The organism is Nesterenkonia sp. Act20 (genome assembly GCF_019173455.1).
Lineage (GTDB): Bacteria > Actinomycetota > Actinomycetes > Actinomycetales > Micrococcaceae > Nesterenkonia.
Window position 1 is genome coordinate 1,748,639 of the sequence record NZ_JADPQH010000001.1, and the last position, 17,226, is coordinate 1,765,864.

Here is a 17,226-nt window from a genome sequence, read left to right on the forward strand (position 1 = left end):
ACTATGGGTGATCGTTGTTCCGCTGTGAGTTGTTCTTCTGTGAAAGGTTCCCCATGATGTCTGACGCCACCTCCACGCGAGAGAAACCTGTCACGAGGTTCTCCCCGATTTTTCCGGTGATCGTCATCATCGTTGCCGCTGCTCTGATCGCCTTCGTCGTCTGGCAAAACACCGGCGACGACGCTGCTGACTCGACGCAGACCGCCGTGGAGCAGGAGTCCCCTGACGAAGGTGTCCAGCCAGAGGGGCCGGTCGCGGTGCCCGAGGGCGGCGCCGAGCCGCAGCAGCAGGACATGAGCGACATCGAACGCCGAGACTCCGAGGACCCTCTGGCAGTCGGTCCTGTAGACGCCCCGGTGGCGATCGTGATGTTCAGCGACGCGCAGTGTCCCTTCTGCGCCGCCTGGCATGACCAGACGCTGCCTACGATGATGGAATACGTCGAGGCAGGAGAGCTGCGCATCGAGTGGCGTGATGTCAATGTCTTCGGCGAAGCCTCCGAACGAGCCGCCCGAGCCACCTACGCCGCGGCGATGCAGGACAAATTCATGGAGTACCAGGGGCTACTCTTTGACGGTGGTGAGACTCTGCCCGAGTCTGACCTCACCGAGGACGGACTGGTGGACCTGGCTGAGCAGGTGGGTCTCGACACCGCAGAGTTCGAGAAGGACATGGACTCCCCGGAGGTCGCCGAGCAGGTCGAGGCCAACGCTCAGGAGGGCCTGGACATCGGGGCCTATTCCACTCCAGCATTCATCGTGGCGGGAGAACCGATTATCGGTGCCCAGCCCACTGAGGTCTTCGTCTCCGCAGTGGATGACGCCTTGGCCCAGGACCGCTGATGGAGATCAGTCTGGTCACCGCCTTCCTCGGCGGAATGCTGGCGCTGTTGAGCCCGTGCAGCGCGTTGTTGTTGCCGGCGTTCTTCGCCTCGACCATCGGGGCTCGGCTGAAGCTGCTGGTCCACGGGAGCATCTTCTACCTGGGACTGGTGCTCACACTTGTCCCCCTGGGGCTGGGCCTGGGTGCGGTCGGCACCTTGTTCATCGATCATCGCCAGGCGTTGATCATGGGCACATCAGTGATACTCATCCTCCTCGGACTGGCCCAGATGCTCGGCCTGGGGTTCGACTTCTCCAAAGCCCTGCCCGGGACTCAGCGGCTGCAGCAGCAAGCACACACCAGAAAGGGCCTGGTGCGCACTTTTCTGCTCGGCGCGGCCAGCGGCGTGGCCGGCTTCTGCGCAGGACCGATCCTGGGAGCGATCCTCACCCTGGCGGTGGCTCAGGGAAGCATCCTCCAAGCCGGGCTGATGCTGGGGGTCTACGGCGCTGGGATGGTCGTGCCCTTGATCATTCTCGCCGCACTGTGGGGACGCATCGGCGACCGGTCGATGAGGTTCATCAGAGGACGCGGGTTCACCGTTCTGGGTCGCCAGCTCCACACCACCTCAGTCATCGCAGGCGCCCTGATCACCGGGGTCGGCGTGTTGTTCTGGACGACCAACGGCCTGGTGACTGCCCCCTCCCTGGTCCCCAGTGAGACCCAGGGGTGGCTGCAAGCGATGAGCTCCACAGTCTCTGGACCAGTCGCCGACACTGTCTTGATCCTTGTGATCTCTGGGGCGGTCCTTCTTGTCTGGATCATGAACCATCGCCGCGCCGGGCGCACCCAGGACCGCACTGAATCCCCCCAGAAGGAGACTCTGCGATGAGTTCGAGCCCATATGCCCCTCGTCGTGCCCGGATAACCGCGCTTATTAGCGTCCTCGCGCTGAGCCTGGGAGCGTGTGCCACCGAGCAGGCGCAGGAGCCCACCTCGCAAGAGGAGGCGGCGCCGGCTTCCGTCTCGGTGGACCCCGATCCGGTCCGTGTCGAGTCCGCAGCCAAAGACGCTGAGCTCGATGACGTCCACCTCCCCGTTCATCTGACGGACCTGGTCAGCGTGGATCCCCAGTGGGATACGCCCCCGCAGGTCCACGATGACGTGTTCCTCGCTCCAGGAGAACAAGACGGACGTCTGGTCTTCAGCGCCGTGGCCGCCGACGGGACCGTGCTGTGGACCGCGGAGCGTCCGCTGAGCTGCTCAGGCTTTGCCCTGACCAGCGCCGGCGACCGCTCTCTGGCTGTGCTGACAGATCTCACCGAACCAGGCCAGTCGGCTGAAACGCTGGGGACCACCACCGCGACAGCCTATGACCTACACACCGGGGAAGAGGTGTGGGGGCCCGTGGAGGTCCCAGGACCGCATCAGGGTCCGGGCCTAGTGTTCGCGGAACGTGGTGATGAACCACTCGGGGACACCGGCCAGCGCGTCGCACTGGATGCGCAGACCGGGGAACGCGTCGGCGACGGAGCCGATGTTGTCGGGGAGTTCTACGGCACAGTCGTGGTCACCGACGATGGAGATCTTGCTGCCTCTGCCAGCGGCAGTGCCGGCGATCAATGGCGGGTACCTGCCGATGATGGGGCGGCCGACCTCGACTCGGAGCCAGTAGTAAGTCCTGCGACAAGTCGACTGCCACCGGGCAGCGCGTTGATCGGTTCACCAGAGGACGGCTACGGTCTCTGGGACCTCAACGAAGGAAAGCTTCTGGAGTCTGACCTCGATGATGCGATGTTCGACATCATGGCCCAGACATGGGTCGCCGTCCGCGACGAGACACTGATCGGGCTCGACCCCAGCGGCGAGGAGCTCTGGTCTACCGATTTCGACCAGGAGCCTCAGCTCCTCAGTGCCGGCGGGGTCATGGCTTACGTCCTGACTGAGGGGAAAGACCTTGGCATCTACAACACTGTGACCGGCAACGAGGCGCGTGTCTATGATCCCCTCGAAGACGGAGAAACCGCGGTCCCACTGGCCTTTACTGAAGGAGCCGCAACTGTCGTCGATACCGGGTCGGAGCTGTTGCTGGTCACTGACCAGCCACGAGCCGCCGAAGACTATGAAGACCAGAACGACCCGCTCGGGGGGCAACCCTGAAAGATCGACTGGCAAAAGAGGGGCGCTGTCGATGAGGCTGAGCCCGGGAGATTTGTGGGAAGGCCGCTACGCCGACTCTGAAGGTGTTTGGTCAGGACGGGTCACTCCTGTGATTCACAGCCATAATGGCGGTCTGTTCGCGGCGCTGAATCTCGCCCGGCTGCAAGCGGCGGAGCCCCGTGACTGCCTCGCCGGGCATTCCTGGGGGCTTCGTCGCGCTCGTTCATCAGCCGCCACGCGGAGCGAGCCGCGACCTTGAATGGACTGTCAGGGCCAGGGGCCTATGTGCGAGACGATTCGCATCAGCGCGCCCATAGCAGAATCGACCTTCACGCTGACCAATCCTCGCCGCTGACGATGATGAGGCGCCGCTCAGGAACTTCGGATGCTCAACCAGTGGTGTCGTCTCGAGGGCGCGCTTATTGTGTACCAAGGAGTCGAGCGGAGATCATGGGTCTGCCGGCACCGACACAACCTCTGGCGCGAACAAGGCCAGAGGTGGCCGACGAGTAGAAGTTCTCGCTGACAAGGAGTCACGCATGGCTGGTCGCGTTGAAGCAGTGGTTTTTGACGTCTTAGAGACGTTGCTCGATCTGGACCCCATTGGTTCCAGACTGCAGGAGGTCGGCCAACCGGCTTCGACACTTGGCCCGTTCTTCATGCGCTTTCAACGCGACGCCATGGCGCTCTCCCTCGCCGGTGACAACGCCGATTTCACACGTACAGCACGCCAGGCTTTGCGCACCGAGACGAAGCAGGCCATGTCAGACACCGAAATCGACTACGTGCTCGAGGGTTTCAGCGCAATGCCCGCGTTCCCCGATGCCGCTCCCGCCCTGAAGAAACTCTCCGAGGCTGGAGTAACCGTGGGGTGCCTGACGGTCGGCGACCCTGAGAACACGCGCTCCTTCCTGCAAGGAGCAGGCTTAGATTCCTACGTCGATCACGTCGTCACCTCTGATGCGGTGGGGGTATGGAAGCCAGCTCCCGATGTCTACCACTACACCGCGGAGACGCTGGGCTGCGCCATGGACCACCTGGCACTGGTGGCGGTCCATGCCTGGGACTGCCATGGGGCGATGAAGGCAGGCGCCCTGGCAGGCTGGTGCTCCCGCCTCGAGGGCGAACCCGGCGAGATCTTCCTTCCTGCTGAAGTCTCGGGAGCGGATCTTGTCGAGGTGGTCGACGGGCTTCTCGCGCTCTAACCAGAACCTCGATCGACGCATCAGCTCGAGACGCGGCCCTCATCGAGCACCGCCGGGCTCCTCATACAGGTGACTATAAGCAACCGAATGGGCATCTGATCTCGCACTCCCCGTAAGACGGTCGGCTTACGGGGCTTCCGCCGGGCAGGGTATACGTGCACTGAACCCCACGCTGACGCCACATGTCCGCTTCTGCGTCACATAAGCGGAGGCCCTCGCGGGAACTGTGCGTCACGGGAGTCAGAGAACTCGGACGGATCCTGTCCTGAGGTACCTAGAGCCAGCATGATCGCTCCGACCATACCAACTGCCGACAACTTCGGGGTCATTGAACAGCTCCCACTCGGCCGCGATCTCCGAGACCGGCGGACCAATGCCTCCAGATAGGCGAGGAATGAGCACCGAGAAAAGTCTTGGATGACGAAGCGCGGGCCTACGATCCGGAGTACAGCACAGCACGACATGAACGAGCGCAGGGCCGGCCCAGGACCCCGCCAGCGCCCGTCCTAGTGCAGCGCACAAGACTCCGCACTGCACCGGTTGAACATCTTGAGCCGGTTATGGCGTGGGAGTAGGGTGACGCTCAAGCCTCATCAAGGAAGGGATGAAAAACGCGGGGTTAGCGTCGTTGCCGACACTCCTGCCCATCCTTCAGGTCTCTTCTTCTGCGAGTGACGGTCAGGACTCAATGGAGGGAAAGCTATGGAGAACACCCAGCCGACTGTCGATCTCACTGATCCAGTGCGCTCTGTCACCTCGGATTCCGCCCAAGCCGATCTGGACCGGGAGATCATCGAGCGTCTTCAGCGGTACGCGGGAAAACCTGCGTCGGAAGTCTCCGCACGCATCCGCCACCTAGAACGTGAGTGGGACATCGAGCGCGTCCTTGAACTCAACGCGTCGTCCCTGGCCTTGGTGGGGACGGTGCTCGGGGTGACCGTCAACAAAAAATGGCTGCTACTGCCAGGCACGGTTCTCCCATTTCTCTTCCAGCACGCCGTCCGAGGCTGGTGCCCGCCTGTGGTGCTCTTCCGGCGCCTGGGTGTGCGCACCCAGAAAGAGATCCAGCTAGAGAAGTACGCCCTTAAAGTCCTTCGTGGTGATTTTGACTCCCCCACAGGCACCCCCGACGCCGAAGGTGCGCTTCGCCGAGCCACCCGCTAGACACCCAACACTGGAGAAGCTCTGCACGTAACCAGAGAAAGCCAGGAGAAGCACCTCGAGAAGGACCCAATCATGTCCTATACCCGCACCATCACTGTCCGGTCGCCCTACGCCCGAGCCGGAGAACTTCCCCGCGAAGGTTTGGCAGAAAAGGGTGTCGGCATCCTGCGCAGGATCGAGGTCAAGGCCACCTTTGAACAGAAACTCGTTACAGAATCCGCCGAGGCCCTCGGTGACTACGTGATCCTCGGCGCCTGAAACCCCGGACTAGCCAGCCTCGTTGCCAGTCGATGACAACGAGGGCAGGATGGGAGCGGGGGAGGTACTTGTTCTGAACTGGCCTCCTCAGCGCCGACGATCTCACGAGGCGGAAATATGAGTCAGACACAGAACCCGAGGGTTCATGGAGTTGATCACCGTCGATCCGTCTGGGTGGCGGGCCTTCTAGGGTTCGCCATCATGGCGGCGGTTGACCAGATCGTTTTTCATCAGATTCTTGCGTGGCACCACTTCTATGACCGCGGCACCTCCGATATCGCTTTGTTGTCGGATGGCCTTCTCCACTCCGCCGAGCTCATCATGCTTGTGGCCGGCATCTTCCTGATTGCCGACCTCAGCCGTCGCCAGGCTCTGGGTATGGCCTCAGCATGGGGTGGGTTCTGTCTCGGGGCCGGGACGTTCCAGCTCTTCGATGGGATCGTCAATCACAAGGTCCTGCGCCTGCACCAGATCCGGTACGACGTTGAGAGTATTCTTCCCTATGACTTGGCATGGAATCTCTTCGGTGCCGCCCTACTCATCATCGGTGTGATCATCACTTGGAGGGCCGGACAGAGAGTGCGGCAGGCGCGTGAGCACAGTCTCTGATTCTCACTCGCAGGTGTCTGAGCAACGATGACGGCCTGGTGGATTCCGGCGTTCATTGGCAGTGCACTTATCGGCGGCTATACCCTGACACTGCTGAAGCGCCCTGGCACCCTGCCAGCGTGGCCTGTGTGGCGGAGCCTCGCCTGGATAACCGGAGTGCTTGTGGTGATCACCGCTCTCAGCCCACCTCTGAGCGAACTCGCACACCACGATCACCGCTACCACATGGCTCAACACCTGTTGCTAGGGATGTACGCCCCCCTGGGCCTTGTCCTTGGTGCCCCACTGACACTTCTGCTGGGTTGCCTGCCTCGACGAGGTCAGCGGGGAGTGACACGAGTTCTCCGCAGCACGCTGGTCCACGTTATATCCCATCCGATCGCGGCTGCCCTGCTCAATATCGGGGGGATGTTCGTCCTTTACCTCACTCCGCTCTACTTGATCAGCATGGAACGTACGGAGGTCCATTGGCTGATCATGGCTCATTTCCTTCTCGCAGGTTATCTCTACACGTGGGCGATCGCCGGTCCTGATCCAGCGCCTCGGCGCCCAGGGATGGTCACACGGGTAACAGTGCTCATTCTCGCTGCGGGTGCCCACGCGTTTCTCGCCAAGTTTCTCTACGCCAATGCAGCACAATTCACAGACGGCCACAGCCACAGTGGCGGATCGACCATGGAGGCTGCCGCTCAGTGGATGTATTACGGAGGGGACATCGCTGAGGTTGCACTGGCCGTGATGCTTTTTGCGTGGTGGTATCGCCGGCGTAAACCGATTCCAAAGTCAGCATCCGTCCACCGCGAAGGGATGAACCACGCCGGTTAAAAGCAGCGCGAATTGCCGTCCCCACCCACGGCAAGTTCTCGTTTGCCCGGTTGGCGGGCAGCCAAGGCCTAGGGCATGGACCGTCCTGGGCCTAGTGTGGACTGTCCTCTTGTGCGTGCCGGTACCCGTAACCCGGTCGTCTTGGGGGCACTGACGTGCCACCCGAGGGCGCGGTGCCCGCAGACGGATCCCTCAGCGCGCGTGGAGTCCTCGAAAGAAGCATGGGCGACCGGAAGACGCCCGGCTATCGAGCAGCGTCAACGATCGCTCACCGATCGCGCTCTTACCTCCGAGCGTGACACGCAGCAGTAAGCGGCGCCGCTCTTGCACCGCTTACTGCCTCGTGAGGAGGGTGGGAGGCGCGGAGACTGGCTCGGATACTTGTTCGGCGAAAGGGGTATGTCTCTACGGTGAACTAGCTGGATCGATGAAGCCTCTGGATAACCCGTTCCGGGGACTTCAACACCTCAGTATGCGATGAGTCTGCAGTTAACCACCGCAGCAGCGTATCGATGGTTTCGACCTCTTTTCTGGTCAGGCGAAGTCGTCCGCGCATAGTAATGGGGAGTTCTACCTTGCCCTGACTCGACTGGACCGTGATGCGCATTCGTGCAGCGGGAAATCCGAGCTCCAGCCCTGCGGCAGCAAGTAACCACACCGGGCTCGCGGCTAGGGCCGACCATAGTCTTGGACTCGTTTTTCCGACGAGTCCTATCTCGTAGACCTCCTCCCACCTGTAATGAGCGTCGCTGGGCCGGCCGACGATGCTTTCTGGGGTGAGGGTCACGTGCTCTTCCGCGGGGTCGCCAACGATGAGTTTCCCGTCGAAACAGACCACGGGGCCAAACCACTCTTCTTGAGGCATAGTGCGCTTGTCCTACGATCGTTGAGTTCAGAAGGGGTAGGAGGTCGAGGAAGGGTCAATGATCAGGATCCCGGCGATGTTGCCCTCGAAGTTGATGGCGACTCTTCCCATCATCTGGCCGGCTTCGAAGCGAAGCGTCGTCACACCGATGACAGTTCCTAGAACTTCTTCATCTTCAGGCAGCACTGTTCCGTCGCTGGTTTGTGCGTGGGTGTCCGTGCAGCTGAGGAACTTGCCCAGCTCTGCCACTACCTGATCCCACACTCGCGTCAGAGTCTCGGGCTGAAGTTCTTGAGCAGCCTCCGGCGTCATCCGCTCAGTGACCTTTAGAGGTTGTCCCTGGGCGATATGGGTGTACGTCGATTCCGTGAGTGTCAGAACGTCTTCGATTTTGGTCTTGCCCATTGCCGCTCCTGAAGTTGTCCATGCTTTGCCGAACCGTTTATACGCCGCCTGCTTCGTGGTTCCGAGAACTTCGCCGATTTCTTCCCATGTGGCTCCGCGCTGTCGAGCGTTCCAAACGACCACGGACAAACGAGCGCGGGCTTCTAGCAACTCGCGGTTCGCTTCTCGAATCTCCTCCACACCTGAGAAGTCAACCATAGGTTGACGTTAGAGAGAAGCCTACGGCGCGAACAATAAGTGGGCGGCCAATGGTTGGACGCTGTCCCAGTTTGCTGTTTCTGAAACGTGTTTCGTAGATATCCCCTGCATAAGAAACTTCGGCGCACCGCCGTCCCAGAAATCTGGATTGAAAGAGCATGCCTCCATTCGTGGTGGTCTGACGGCACATTCCCGCTGGACACCTTGCTGTACGACGCAACGACACGCGCCACATCATTCGCTGCCGACCCTGGTGCCTGAATCAAAGAGACGAGCCAGCGATCCTGAAACTCAAGTCCACTCCAGTGCCCGTAAGCCGGTCGCTCACCGGGCACTCCCCCACACCAAAATCACGCCATACAGACGCTGGGATCGGAATGCACGGATACCCCGCCCGATTAAAAGCACGATGAAGGTCCCCTATACGCAGAGGACGGCTTCGTGCTTAGAGCTGCACATCCTGCACAACTCACCTATCGAAGGGTCGGACGGTTGGGCCAGCATCCATAACCCCGACGTTGGCGAGCCTAACTGCCTCCGCATTATGCGTGTTCAATTTCGGCCTGTTACCAAGGAATCCAACTGGGTATCGTCTGACGTACTGTTTCCACCATCCCGGAGTCCAATTCAGCTCAGGATTCAAGGGGCAAAGTCCGCCCCGGCACAGACAGACGGAGTCAAAATGCTCAAGTTCATCCGCCGGATTTCTCGCGTCGGCGTGTTCAACGACGCCGACGGCACGAGCTTCCCCCTCGAGAGTCTCTCCTTGATCTACGCGGGGAATGGACAAGGCAAATCCACACTCTGCGCAGCCCTCTCAGCTGCGGGCACAGGTGGGACTGACGAAATTATTGAGCGACAAGCGATCGGCACCGACCAACCAGCGCTCATCAAACTCGAGAACGGTAGCGGCGACTCTCTCGTATACGCGAAAGAGCGATGGATCGGAGCACCGCTGAACACCTCCGTGTTCGACACTGCTTTTGTTGAGCGCAATGTGCACACCGGCGGCGAAGTGCGCCCCTCCCACCGCGCTGAGCTTCTCGCTTTCGCAATAGGGGAGACTGCCGTTGCTCATGAGGCGGTCCTCGAAACGGCGCAGAGCAACCTCGCAACGGCCAAGGAGGAACTTCGGCAAAACGAATCCAACATCCTAAGTGCAGCGCACGTGGTCGACAGCTCGTGCACTGTGGATTCGTTCAAGAAAGTAGCAGTTCCTCCAGAGGTAGCTGAGAAGATCTCCGAGGCTGAGGTAGCTCTAAACGATGGGAAGAACGCAGCTCGAATTTATGGTCAATCACTACCGCGAGAAATCGATGGTTTACGTCTCCTCACCGATGAGTTCTTCGATGTACTGGAAAGTGGTCTTCCTGGGGTCCATCGTCAGGCTCGGGAACGCGTCAAGAGGCATGTAAAGCATCTTGAAGAGCGCGGATCCCGAGTCGACCCAGAATCGTGGTTGGCGCAAGGCACAAAACTCCCCAATGACTCCAAGTGCCCCTTTTGCGGCCAGGGTCTCGAGGGCACCGATCTGGTGGATATGTACGCCGCCTACTTCGACGAGGCTTACAACAACCTGTGGTCACGTCTAGAGGCGCTCGAAGCGACTCTTGGAGTTTCAGCGAGGACTCGTCGGCTGAAAGAGCTCAATGCGGCTTGGCGACAAGCGGACGAGTCGCTGAGGGCGTGGAGAACTCATCTCGACCTGCCTCCATTGCCATCTCTGGAGTCTTTGGATGAACGCCTCGCAGCCTTGGGTGACTGGCTGGATGCGTCCCTAGCAGCAAAGAAAGAACGCATGGACCTTGCTTCGGACCTCAGCAACGAGAGGCAGTTCGGTCGAGACTTGGAAGATGCAGTCCTCGCCACCACTGTGAGGACGAACGAAACTATAAGGGATGCCCAACAAAAGATCGGAGCCTACAAGGAGTCTCTCGTAAAACGCAGTGTCTCCGAGCTGGAAGCCGATCTAGCGGCGGTGAGATTACAGGAACTGCGTGGAACCCGAGAGATCCAAGAGCTCTTTGCTGCTCGAGCGCGACTCCAGGGAGACATCAAGACTTATGAGGCCAACGCAAGGGCGGCCAGGGCCACAATAAAAGAAACCATGAACTCCACGCTCCTTGAGTTCGAGCAGTCGATCAACAAGCATCTGCTTGAACTCCACGCTGGGTTCTCGGTGGAAAAAGTAACTGCCACCTTTGCCGGAGGCGGGAGTCGAGGAAGTTACGCACTGAAGCTTCAGGGGCAATCTATAGATGTGTCCAGTGGGGTCCCGCCCTTCCGCTTGGCGCTAAGCGAAGGGGACAAGAGAACTCTAGCCTTCGCCTTTTTCTGTGCCGTAATCCTTTCCGAGACCAACCTCCAGGGCCGGGTAGTTATCGTTGACGACCCTGTAACGAGTCTCGATAAGCATCGCCGCACACATGCGATCGATCACCTGAATGAGATTTCTCGACGGGGCGCTCAGGTCATCGTGTTCTCCCACGACGCTACGTTCCTCAGGGACACCAGGGACCGAGTCGCCAGTTCCGGCTCGGACCAATCAGGGCAACCCCGATTGTCGACCGAGATACAACTGAAGCGAAACCATAGAGGCCACTCGTCCTTTGCGAATATCGACCTAGATCTTGAGTGTGCGAGTAGATACTTCGTCAACCATCAGACGATCACTCACTTCTTGGAAGGACAGGAGTTCAACGGCAGACCGGTAACTCATGCCGACGCAGGCAAAGCCATTCGGCCTCTTATCGAGTCCTACCTCCACAGAAGGTTCCCGGGAGGACTCATCCCGAAGGACAAACGGATGCTTGGACAAGCCATAGGACACATCCGCGACTCACCCAGTCATCATGTCGTCGCCTACGCTAAACCCCTCCTCGAAGAACTCGACCACTTGAACAACTTCGGTCTGCGTTATCACCACGACTCAAAATCCGACGCAGGTGAGCATGAACCTGACGAACACGAAGTTCTAGCTTTTGCCAGTCGAGCACTCCGTGTGGTCCACGGCGCCCCGTAGGCCACACCTAGGAGATGCCTACTAGACTCCTACCCTTTTGCTTGCTGGTGACGGTAGAAGGTCGCCCTGCTCCACCCGACCAGCTTGGCCGCCTCAGTCGCAGTCCGACCTCGAGCTCGAGCCTCCTGAACCACCCGAAGCTTCTCCGCGATCACCGCGGGATCCGCTGGTGGACGGCCGAACCGTGTGCCGCCCTGTTTTGCAGCCGCGATGCCGGCGTTGACTCGCTCAGTGATGAGCTCCCGTTCGTACTCCGCCAGCGTGGCCAGCATGTTCAACATCAGCCGGCCCGTCGAGGTCGCAGGGTCAATCCCATCGCTGATGGACTTCACCGCCACTCCCCTATCCCGGAGAAGATTCACCGTGTTCAACACGTCGATCAACGACCTGCCTAACCGGTCGACTCGCCAAACCACCACGGTGTCCCCGGACTCGGCATACTCGAGCAGCCTTTTCATTCCTGGACGGGAGACTGCGGTCTTCGATCCGGAGGTGACATCGAAGAACACATCCCGACGCTGCACCCCCTCCCCCAGCAGAGCATCGACCTGCAGCTGTGAATCCTGACTCGCCGTGCTGACCCGCGTGTACCCCAGAAGCCTCATGGGACAAGAATGCCTCACAAACGTGGCCAGAGACGCCTTCTGAGACGAATTACGTCGAGACAAGTTAACGAGACATAGCGAACGCCGGATTCACGCGAAGCTGGAAGTGAGCAGCAGAGCCCCTGCCGAGTGTCTTATAAAACTACTGATTTATAGAACAACTCGGCCGAACCCGCTCAACTGAAATGCGAGTAGCCACACAGCTGGTCCGAGCTCGCATGCTCCACCACCTTCGACAGAAGTATCTATAGTCCCCATGCTAAATTTCGTCCTGAATGGGACAGCCACGTTTCTGATCGGTGAAATAGAGGTAGCTCGTGTTGGATGAAACACGCAGACAACAAGCACTCGATGCACTTAAAGTCCTCGACACCCCTCCGGATGAACGCGTGGACCGAATCACACGCATGGCCCAGCAGATCTTCAACGTCCCCATGGTCAGCGTCACCCTCCTGGACCGAGATCGCCAATGGAGGAAATCCGAAATCGGCCTCGGTGGACCCGAAGCCCCACGACAAGACGCCTTCTGTGACGCCGCCATTCGCCAGACCGGAACGATGGTCATCGAAGATGCCTCCCAAGACCAAGTCTTCGCCTCGAATCCCTTCGTCACGGGAGATCCCCATCTGCGCTTCTACGCAGGCCATCCCTTACAAGCAGCCGGCGGCGAGCAGGTAGGCACACTCTGCATCCTCGACACCAAGCCACGCACCCTGGACAAGAGCGAACGAGATCTGCTGAAAGATCTCGCTCTCTGGGTCCAAACCGAGCTGGCCCAGCAGCAGGAACTCGACCACGCCGCCGTCGTCCAGCGGGCACTGACGCCCCGCGACCTGCCCCAGCCCGCTGGGTTCACCGTCACGGCAGGCTCCGCCCCGGCTGGCTGCGTCTCGGGCGACTTCCACGACGTGGTGCTCCGCGACGGTCAGCTGCGCGTCACCCTGGCTGATGTCATGGGCAAAGGCACCGGTGCCGGCATCATCGCTTCCGCGATCCGCGCGTCGATGCGCACCGCACCAGAACGCCCACTGCTGACTGTTGTGGCCGAGATCGATGCGATCTTGGAACAAGACATCGGGGATCTGCATATGTTCGCCACCCTCTTCTGCGCCGACATCGACACCGCATCCGGGCAGGTCAGCTATGTCGATGGCGGACACAGTCTCAGCTTCATTCACCGTACAGACGGCAGCTGGGAGCACCTGAACTCCACCGGCCTGCCCTTGGCGATGGGCATGGGAGATCCCCATAGACTGGCCACGGCGCATCTGAGGCCCGGGGATGCACTCATGTGCTGCAGCGACGGAGTGCTGGACATGCTCGACCTCGAAGATCCCTTCGCCCAGGTCGATGAAATCCTGGCCAAATACGGTGTGGACGGGGCCGTGCAGGAAGCGTTGCGGCGCGCGGTAGTGAGTAAAGCTACTGATGACGTCACCGCCGTCGTGGTCAGAAGAGATCACTGAGACTTCCCCCTGACCCAACTCGGGGCCACTCGCATTGCACGGGTAGCTCGATGCGGACCTACCAGGCTGCGTGTCGTGGAGGGAGTGGCCTCAGAATATCTATAGCGACAATGGGCTATTGCGGCGTGGTTGTATTATTGAACAATGAAGGACCAGACATCACACGCCTCCCTGGTGGGGACTGCTGAGATCGGCTTCGTCGATCAGGTTCTGGACGCCGTAGAGGATCTTTGCAGTGCCCCTCGGGACATTTCGGATGAGGACCGCACGTTCTTTTCCCTAGCGGTCAGTGAGGTCGTGACGAACATCGTCACCCACTGCGACCAAGATTCCGGTGTCACGGTGAGAGCTGATCTTGCAGTAAACCAGGAAACTCTGAGGGCTCAGTTCCACGATGACGCCAAGCCCGTCGACATTCCGCTGGACGAAGCGGTGATGCCAGAGGAACTGGCCGAGTCGGGCAGAGGCCTGGCCATCGCGAAAATGGCACTCGACGAGCTCAGCCACAAAGTCAACGACGGCCACATCTGGACACTGGTCAGAAACCGCCGCCCAACGAGGTAACGGCCGGGAACATAAACCCGAGGGTTGATGGCATCAACACGCGTGAAGCTGAGCAGTCCCCTTCACAGAGTGCCCGCAGGTTGAGGCAATACGAAGGTCTGGGTCCGGTGTAACACCAAACCAAAGCCCTCGCGAGAAGACTCCTCTAATCGGAGGCGACTCTTGATGGTCCACTTCTCACCACCTGTCCGAGCTTTCCCTTCTCCGGCAGGTCGTGTGGGGCTCTCTTCGGCAGGCTCAGTTGCTGCTCAACCGGCCGTACGTCCCAGTGTCGCTGACACTTCTCACCAGTCCCTGCAGGAATTTCGCTGCACCGGCGCGTTCCTGTTCCGTCAAAGCCTCCGTAGCCTCGAGCATCCCGGAGCGCATCCCACCAAGAGTCGCCTTGACCTTCTCGTGCGCTTCAGCGGTGATCTCCAGAACCACGGACCGACCGTCGTGAGGGTGGGGCACCCGGAGCAGATGACCATCGCGGCAGAGCCGGTCGACCAACACGCTTGTTGAGGCAGTCGTCATCTTCAACTCGAACGCCAGGTCCGTCTGCCGGAGCATACGGCCAGCCTCACGTTCGCGAATCAGGAAACGCAGAGCTGTCAGATCCTTCTCACTCATCCGCATCAGTTCGCGGGTCCGAACCTGCATCTGCCTCTGAGCCTCTTGGTACTGGCGCAACAGATTCAGCAACTCAATCGAGGAGCCCGACTCGTCATTGTGCTGATACCAATACCCACTCTGTTCGGCAGGCTCTTCTGCCGTCTTCTCGCTACTAGTCGCGTCAGAACCTTCTGAATTCACGGTGCTCCTTCTTTGAACTCCACCAGCGTGAATCCCTCCACGTAGATGCCCACCGCATTGATGCCTATGAACATGCTGGCCGCCCTAGGCAACATAGCTGTTGATCATATTTGACTATATAGATAGCCCGCTCAGAACCGATCGTGTCCATGCGGTCGACGCCATTGCTGCCACACAGCTCCCTGGGCTTCGGCGACAGTCACCGGTATGGGCAGTCTCGCTCACAGCATGTACCGAGAACCCCAAGCAAGCTCACGGAACAGACGAGTAACGGACCGCTACTACCAATCTCTCATCGATGCATAGAAACCAATTTTTAGCTGAAGAAAAACTGCACGCCACACTTCTTGGCATAGATTACAGTTTTCTTAGCATCGAATATCAGAAAAAGCTTCTGGAGGGAACGTTCCCTGTAGAGAATGACCCAGAGGGTGAGGCAGTGACTGCCTCACCCTCGTTGACGCAGTGAGGTGTTTGAAGATGGCTCAGAAAGTAGAAGTGGTGCTCGTGGATGATCTCGACGCCAGTCAAGCAAACGAGACCGTGACTTTTGGTTTGGACTCTCGGTTCTATGAGATCGACCTCAGCGATGAGCACGCGAAGGAGCTTCGCGAGACGCTGAAGAAGTACATCCGTAAGGGTCGCGCGATCGCGCCCCCGTCGCCACAGAATGAGGCCCGGCAGATCCGTGAGTGGGCAACGAAGAACGGGTATCAGGTCTCCGCCCGTGGCCGGTTGCACCGTGACATCGTCGAGGCCTACCGCAACGCCAAGAAGCGCTAACCCACGACACGCTCTTCACAGACGGGTGGGGCCTGGAAGCGCATGTGCGCTTCCAGACTCCGCCCCAATCTGACCGGCGATTAGAAGACTCGTAGTTTGTAGAGCTCCGCGATGGACACCAGCTCGGGCGCCTGGGGATCGATGGGGCTGGTCTTGGTCTCCCGGAACTCCGCCCCGCCGAAGACGGCCCAGCACTCAAACCGAGTATCCACGCGGGAGAGATACCGCAGACCCCCATAGACGGGCCTGCCAGCGGCGTCGCGCTGATCAAAGGCCCACGAAGCGATAGCCCGCGTGAGTAGTCGGTTGCGTCCGCGGACACTGGCCACGTCAATCACCCCCTCCCCCAGGTCGACCAGCTCTGCCGCCATCGCAGTGGTAAGAACCTCGTGAGTCTTCGCACTCTCCACATCAAGAAAAGGCAAAGGGTCGCTGAGCACGGCCTCTGCGACGGTACGCTTGTCTCGCCAATCCCGCGGCACTCCTCCGACCATCATGAAGCCTGCGTCTTGTTCTGCCACGTGCTTCCTGATGGCAGGTGATGGTCGGAACCGAGCCAGAGTCTCCGCGTAGGCACCCTCAAGGGAACTCGCGAAATACAGCACCCCATGACCGGGGACGTCGAAACGGTTGCCCGCATGCTTGCGCGGGCTGTCTTCAGCAGAGATCTCAGACCAGTAGAAGGGATTCTCCGCTCGAGCGACTCGAAAGAGCCGCGCGTCGTGGAGGTCTTTGATGGCGGGGGTTCCGAGGTGTTCAGGCAGCATTGAGATACGCGCGCGCTGCGGCCATGACGTCCCGGGCAGCTCCATCGCGGATCGCTTCAGCCGGAGAAGCATCATCGAGCTGGGGATTCATCCCCATGAACCATGCCCTGATCGTGGCAGGCTCCTCCTTCTGCCGCAGGAACGTGAACACGGTATCGAGATCCCGAACTCTCTTCTCTGAGTCATACCGAATGCCGTGACCACCGGCCCAACGCTGCAAAGACCGGTTGTCGACCTCCATGATGAAGGACAGCAACGAGGGACCGAAGACCTCTATGAGCTCTTGGACGATCTCCGCGACCCCCCTGATCGGGAACTCCGCGGCTGAGTGCGTACGAACAGTCTCACTCATCGATGCCACCTCCTATAGCTGTATTGCAACCTATTGTCGCACTAAAGTCGCTAATTTGTCTCCCCTTTAGGTCGCCGTTCTCCAAGAGAAGTTGATCCGGAGGGCGAGGCGTCACTGTCGCCAGGTGCTCATCCTGGGCCACGACGCCGAGGTCTACCTAGACGCGTCAGAAGTCCCTGTCGTCGAGTTGATTCCTCAACCTTGCTATCAGGAGAGCCTGGGGCGCACCGGGGCGCACCGGTTAGATCTGCCAGATAAGATCCGCGAGATTCCGGGGCACACAAGGCGCACCGTACCCAACACTTACTACTACCACTCTTCGCCATTTCACCATCACGACACCAAGATCCTAAGCCTCCAC

18 protein-coding genes are annotated in these 17,226 nt (G+C 59.9%); 12 read left to right on the top strand and 6 right to left on the bottom strand.

What is annotated here, in order from left to right:
* Positions 1-56: 56 nt before the first annotated feature.
* From IY716_RS08035 to IY716_RS08070, 8 genes are all read left to right on the top strand, one after another.
* Positions 57-842: a thioredoxin domain-containing protein gene (locus IY716_RS08035; protein ID WP_255316470.1), complete on the top strand. Its 786-nt coding sequence runs from the start codon at positions 57-59 to the stop codon at positions 840-842.
* Complete coding sequence (locus tag IY716_RS08040; RefSeq protein WP_218221026.1) at positions 842-1,714, top strand: cytochrome c biogenesis CcdA family protein; 873 nt, start codon at positions 842-844, stop codon at positions 1,712-1,714. The genes IY716_RS08035 and IY716_RS08040 overlap by 1 nt, the downstream gene beginning before the upstream one ends.
* Positions 1,711-2,982 carry a hypothetical protein gene (locus tag IY716_RS08045; RefSeq protein ID WP_218221027.1) on the top strand — a complete coding sequence of 424 codons (1,272 nt, stop codon included), beginning with the start codon at positions 1,711-1,713 and terminating at the stop codon, positions 2,980-2,982. The genes IY716_RS08040 and IY716_RS08045 overlap by 4 nt, the downstream gene beginning before the upstream one ends.
* A gap of 539 nt (positions 2,983-3,521) precedes the next feature.
* Positions 3,522-4,187, top strand: a complete 666-nt coding sequence (locus tag IY716_RS08050; RefSeq protein ID WP_218221028.1) for a haloacid dehalogenase type II — start codon at positions 3,522-3,524, stop codon at positions 4,185-4,187.
* A 702-nt stretch (positions 4,188-4,889) separates the two neighbouring features.
* A complete protein-coding gene (locus tag IY716_RS08055) occupies positions 4,890-5,351 on the top strand; it encodes a DUF2892 domain-containing protein (protein ID WP_218221029.1) in 462 nt (153 codons plus the stop codon).
* Positions 5,352-5,423: 72 nt separating this feature from the next.
* Positions 5,424-5,609: a hypothetical protein gene (locus tag IY716_RS08060; protein ID WP_218221030.1), complete on the top strand. Its 186-nt coding sequence runs from the start codon at positions 5,424-5,426 to the stop codon at positions 5,607-5,609.
* Positions 5,610-5,726: 117 nt separating this feature from the next.
* Entirely contained in the window at positions 5,727-6,218 is a 492-nt protein-coding gene (locus IY716_RS08065) for a DUF2243 domain-containing protein (RefSeq protein WP_218221031.1), read from the top strand.
* Positions 6,219-6,245: 27 nt separating this feature from the next.
* Complete coding sequence (locus tag IY716_RS08070; RefSeq protein ID WP_218221032.1) at positions 6,246-7,043, top strand: cytochrome c oxidase assembly protein; 798 nt, start codon at positions 6,246-6,248, stop codon at positions 7,041-7,043.
* Positions 7,044-7,458: 415 nt separating this feature from the next.
* On the opposite strand, the gene IY716_RS08075 is transcribed toward IY716_RS08070, so the two are convergent.
* Complete coding sequence (locus tag IY716_RS08075) at positions 7,459-7,908, bottom strand: hypothetical protein (protein WP_218221033.1); 450 nt, start codon at positions 7,906-7,908, stop codon at positions 7,459-7,461.
* A 27-nt stretch (positions 7,909-7,935) separates the two neighbouring features.
* A complete protein-coding gene (locus IY716_RS08080; protein ID WP_218221034.1) occupies positions 7,936-8,511 on the bottom strand; it encodes a DUF3887 domain-containing protein in 576 nt (191 codons plus the stop codon).
* A gap of 682 nt (positions 8,512-9,193) precedes the next feature.
* Between IY716_RS08080 and IY716_RS08085 the strand changes: the two genes are divergently transcribed.
* A complete protein-coding gene (locus IY716_RS08085; protein WP_218221035.1) occupies positions 9,194-11,533 on the top strand; it encodes an AAA family ATPase in 2,340 nt (779 codons plus the stop codon).
* A 29-nt stretch (positions 11,534-11,562) separates the two neighbouring features.
* On the opposite strand, the gene IY716_RS08090 is transcribed toward IY716_RS08085, so the two are convergent.
* Positions 11,563-12,138, bottom strand: a complete 576-nt coding sequence (locus IY716_RS08090; protein ID WP_218221036.1) for a recombinase family protein — start codon at positions 12,136-12,138, stop codon at positions 11,563-11,565.
* A 317-nt stretch (positions 12,139-12,455) separates the two neighbouring features.
* On the opposite strand from IY716_RS08090, the gene IY716_RS08095 reads away from it, so the two are divergent.
* The gene (locus IY716_RS08095) at positions 12,456-13,604 is read left to right on the top strand and encodes a PP2C family protein-serine/threonine phosphatase (RefSeq protein WP_369699637.1); all 1,149 of its coding nucleotides are present in this window, start codon (positions 12,456-12,458) and stop codon (positions 13,602-13,604) included.
* Between the two features lie 144 nt (positions 13,605-13,748).
* Entirely contained in the window at positions 13,749-14,168 is a 420-nt protein-coding gene (locus IY716_RS08100) for an ATP-binding protein (protein WP_218221038.1), read from the top strand.
* Between the two features lie 237 nt (positions 14,169-14,405).
* On the opposite strand, the gene IY716_RS08105 is transcribed toward IY716_RS08100, so the two are convergent.
* Positions 14,406-14,963 carry a MarR family winged helix-turn-helix transcriptional regulator gene (locus IY716_RS08105; RefSeq protein WP_369699638.1) on the bottom strand — a complete coding sequence of 186 codons (558 nt, stop codon included), beginning with the start codon at positions 14,961-14,963 and terminating at the stop codon, positions 14,406-14,408.
* A gap of 480 nt (positions 14,964-15,443) precedes the next feature.
* On the opposite strand from IY716_RS08105, the gene IY716_RS08110 reads away from it, so the two are divergent.
* On the top strand, positions 15,444-15,746 hold the full coding sequence (locus IY716_RS08110; RefSeq protein WP_218221039.1) for an Lsr2 family protein: 303 nt from the start codon (positions 15,444-15,446) through the stop codon (positions 15,744-15,746).
* Between the two features lie 80 nt (positions 15,747-15,826).
* Here the strand turns inward: IY716_RS08110 and IY716_RS08115 are convergent, their stop codons facing one another.
* Entirely contained in the window at positions 15,827-16,513 is a 687-nt protein-coding gene (locus IY716_RS08115) for an RES family NAD+ phosphorylase (RefSeq protein ID WP_218221040.1), read from the bottom strand.
* Entirely contained in the window at positions 16,503-16,865 is a 363-nt protein-coding gene (locus tag IY716_RS08120) for a hypothetical protein (protein WP_218221041.1), read from the bottom strand. The genes IY716_RS08115 and IY716_RS08120 overlap by 11 nt, the downstream gene beginning before the upstream one ends.
* Between the last annotated feature and the right edge of the window lie 361 nt (positions 16,866-17,226).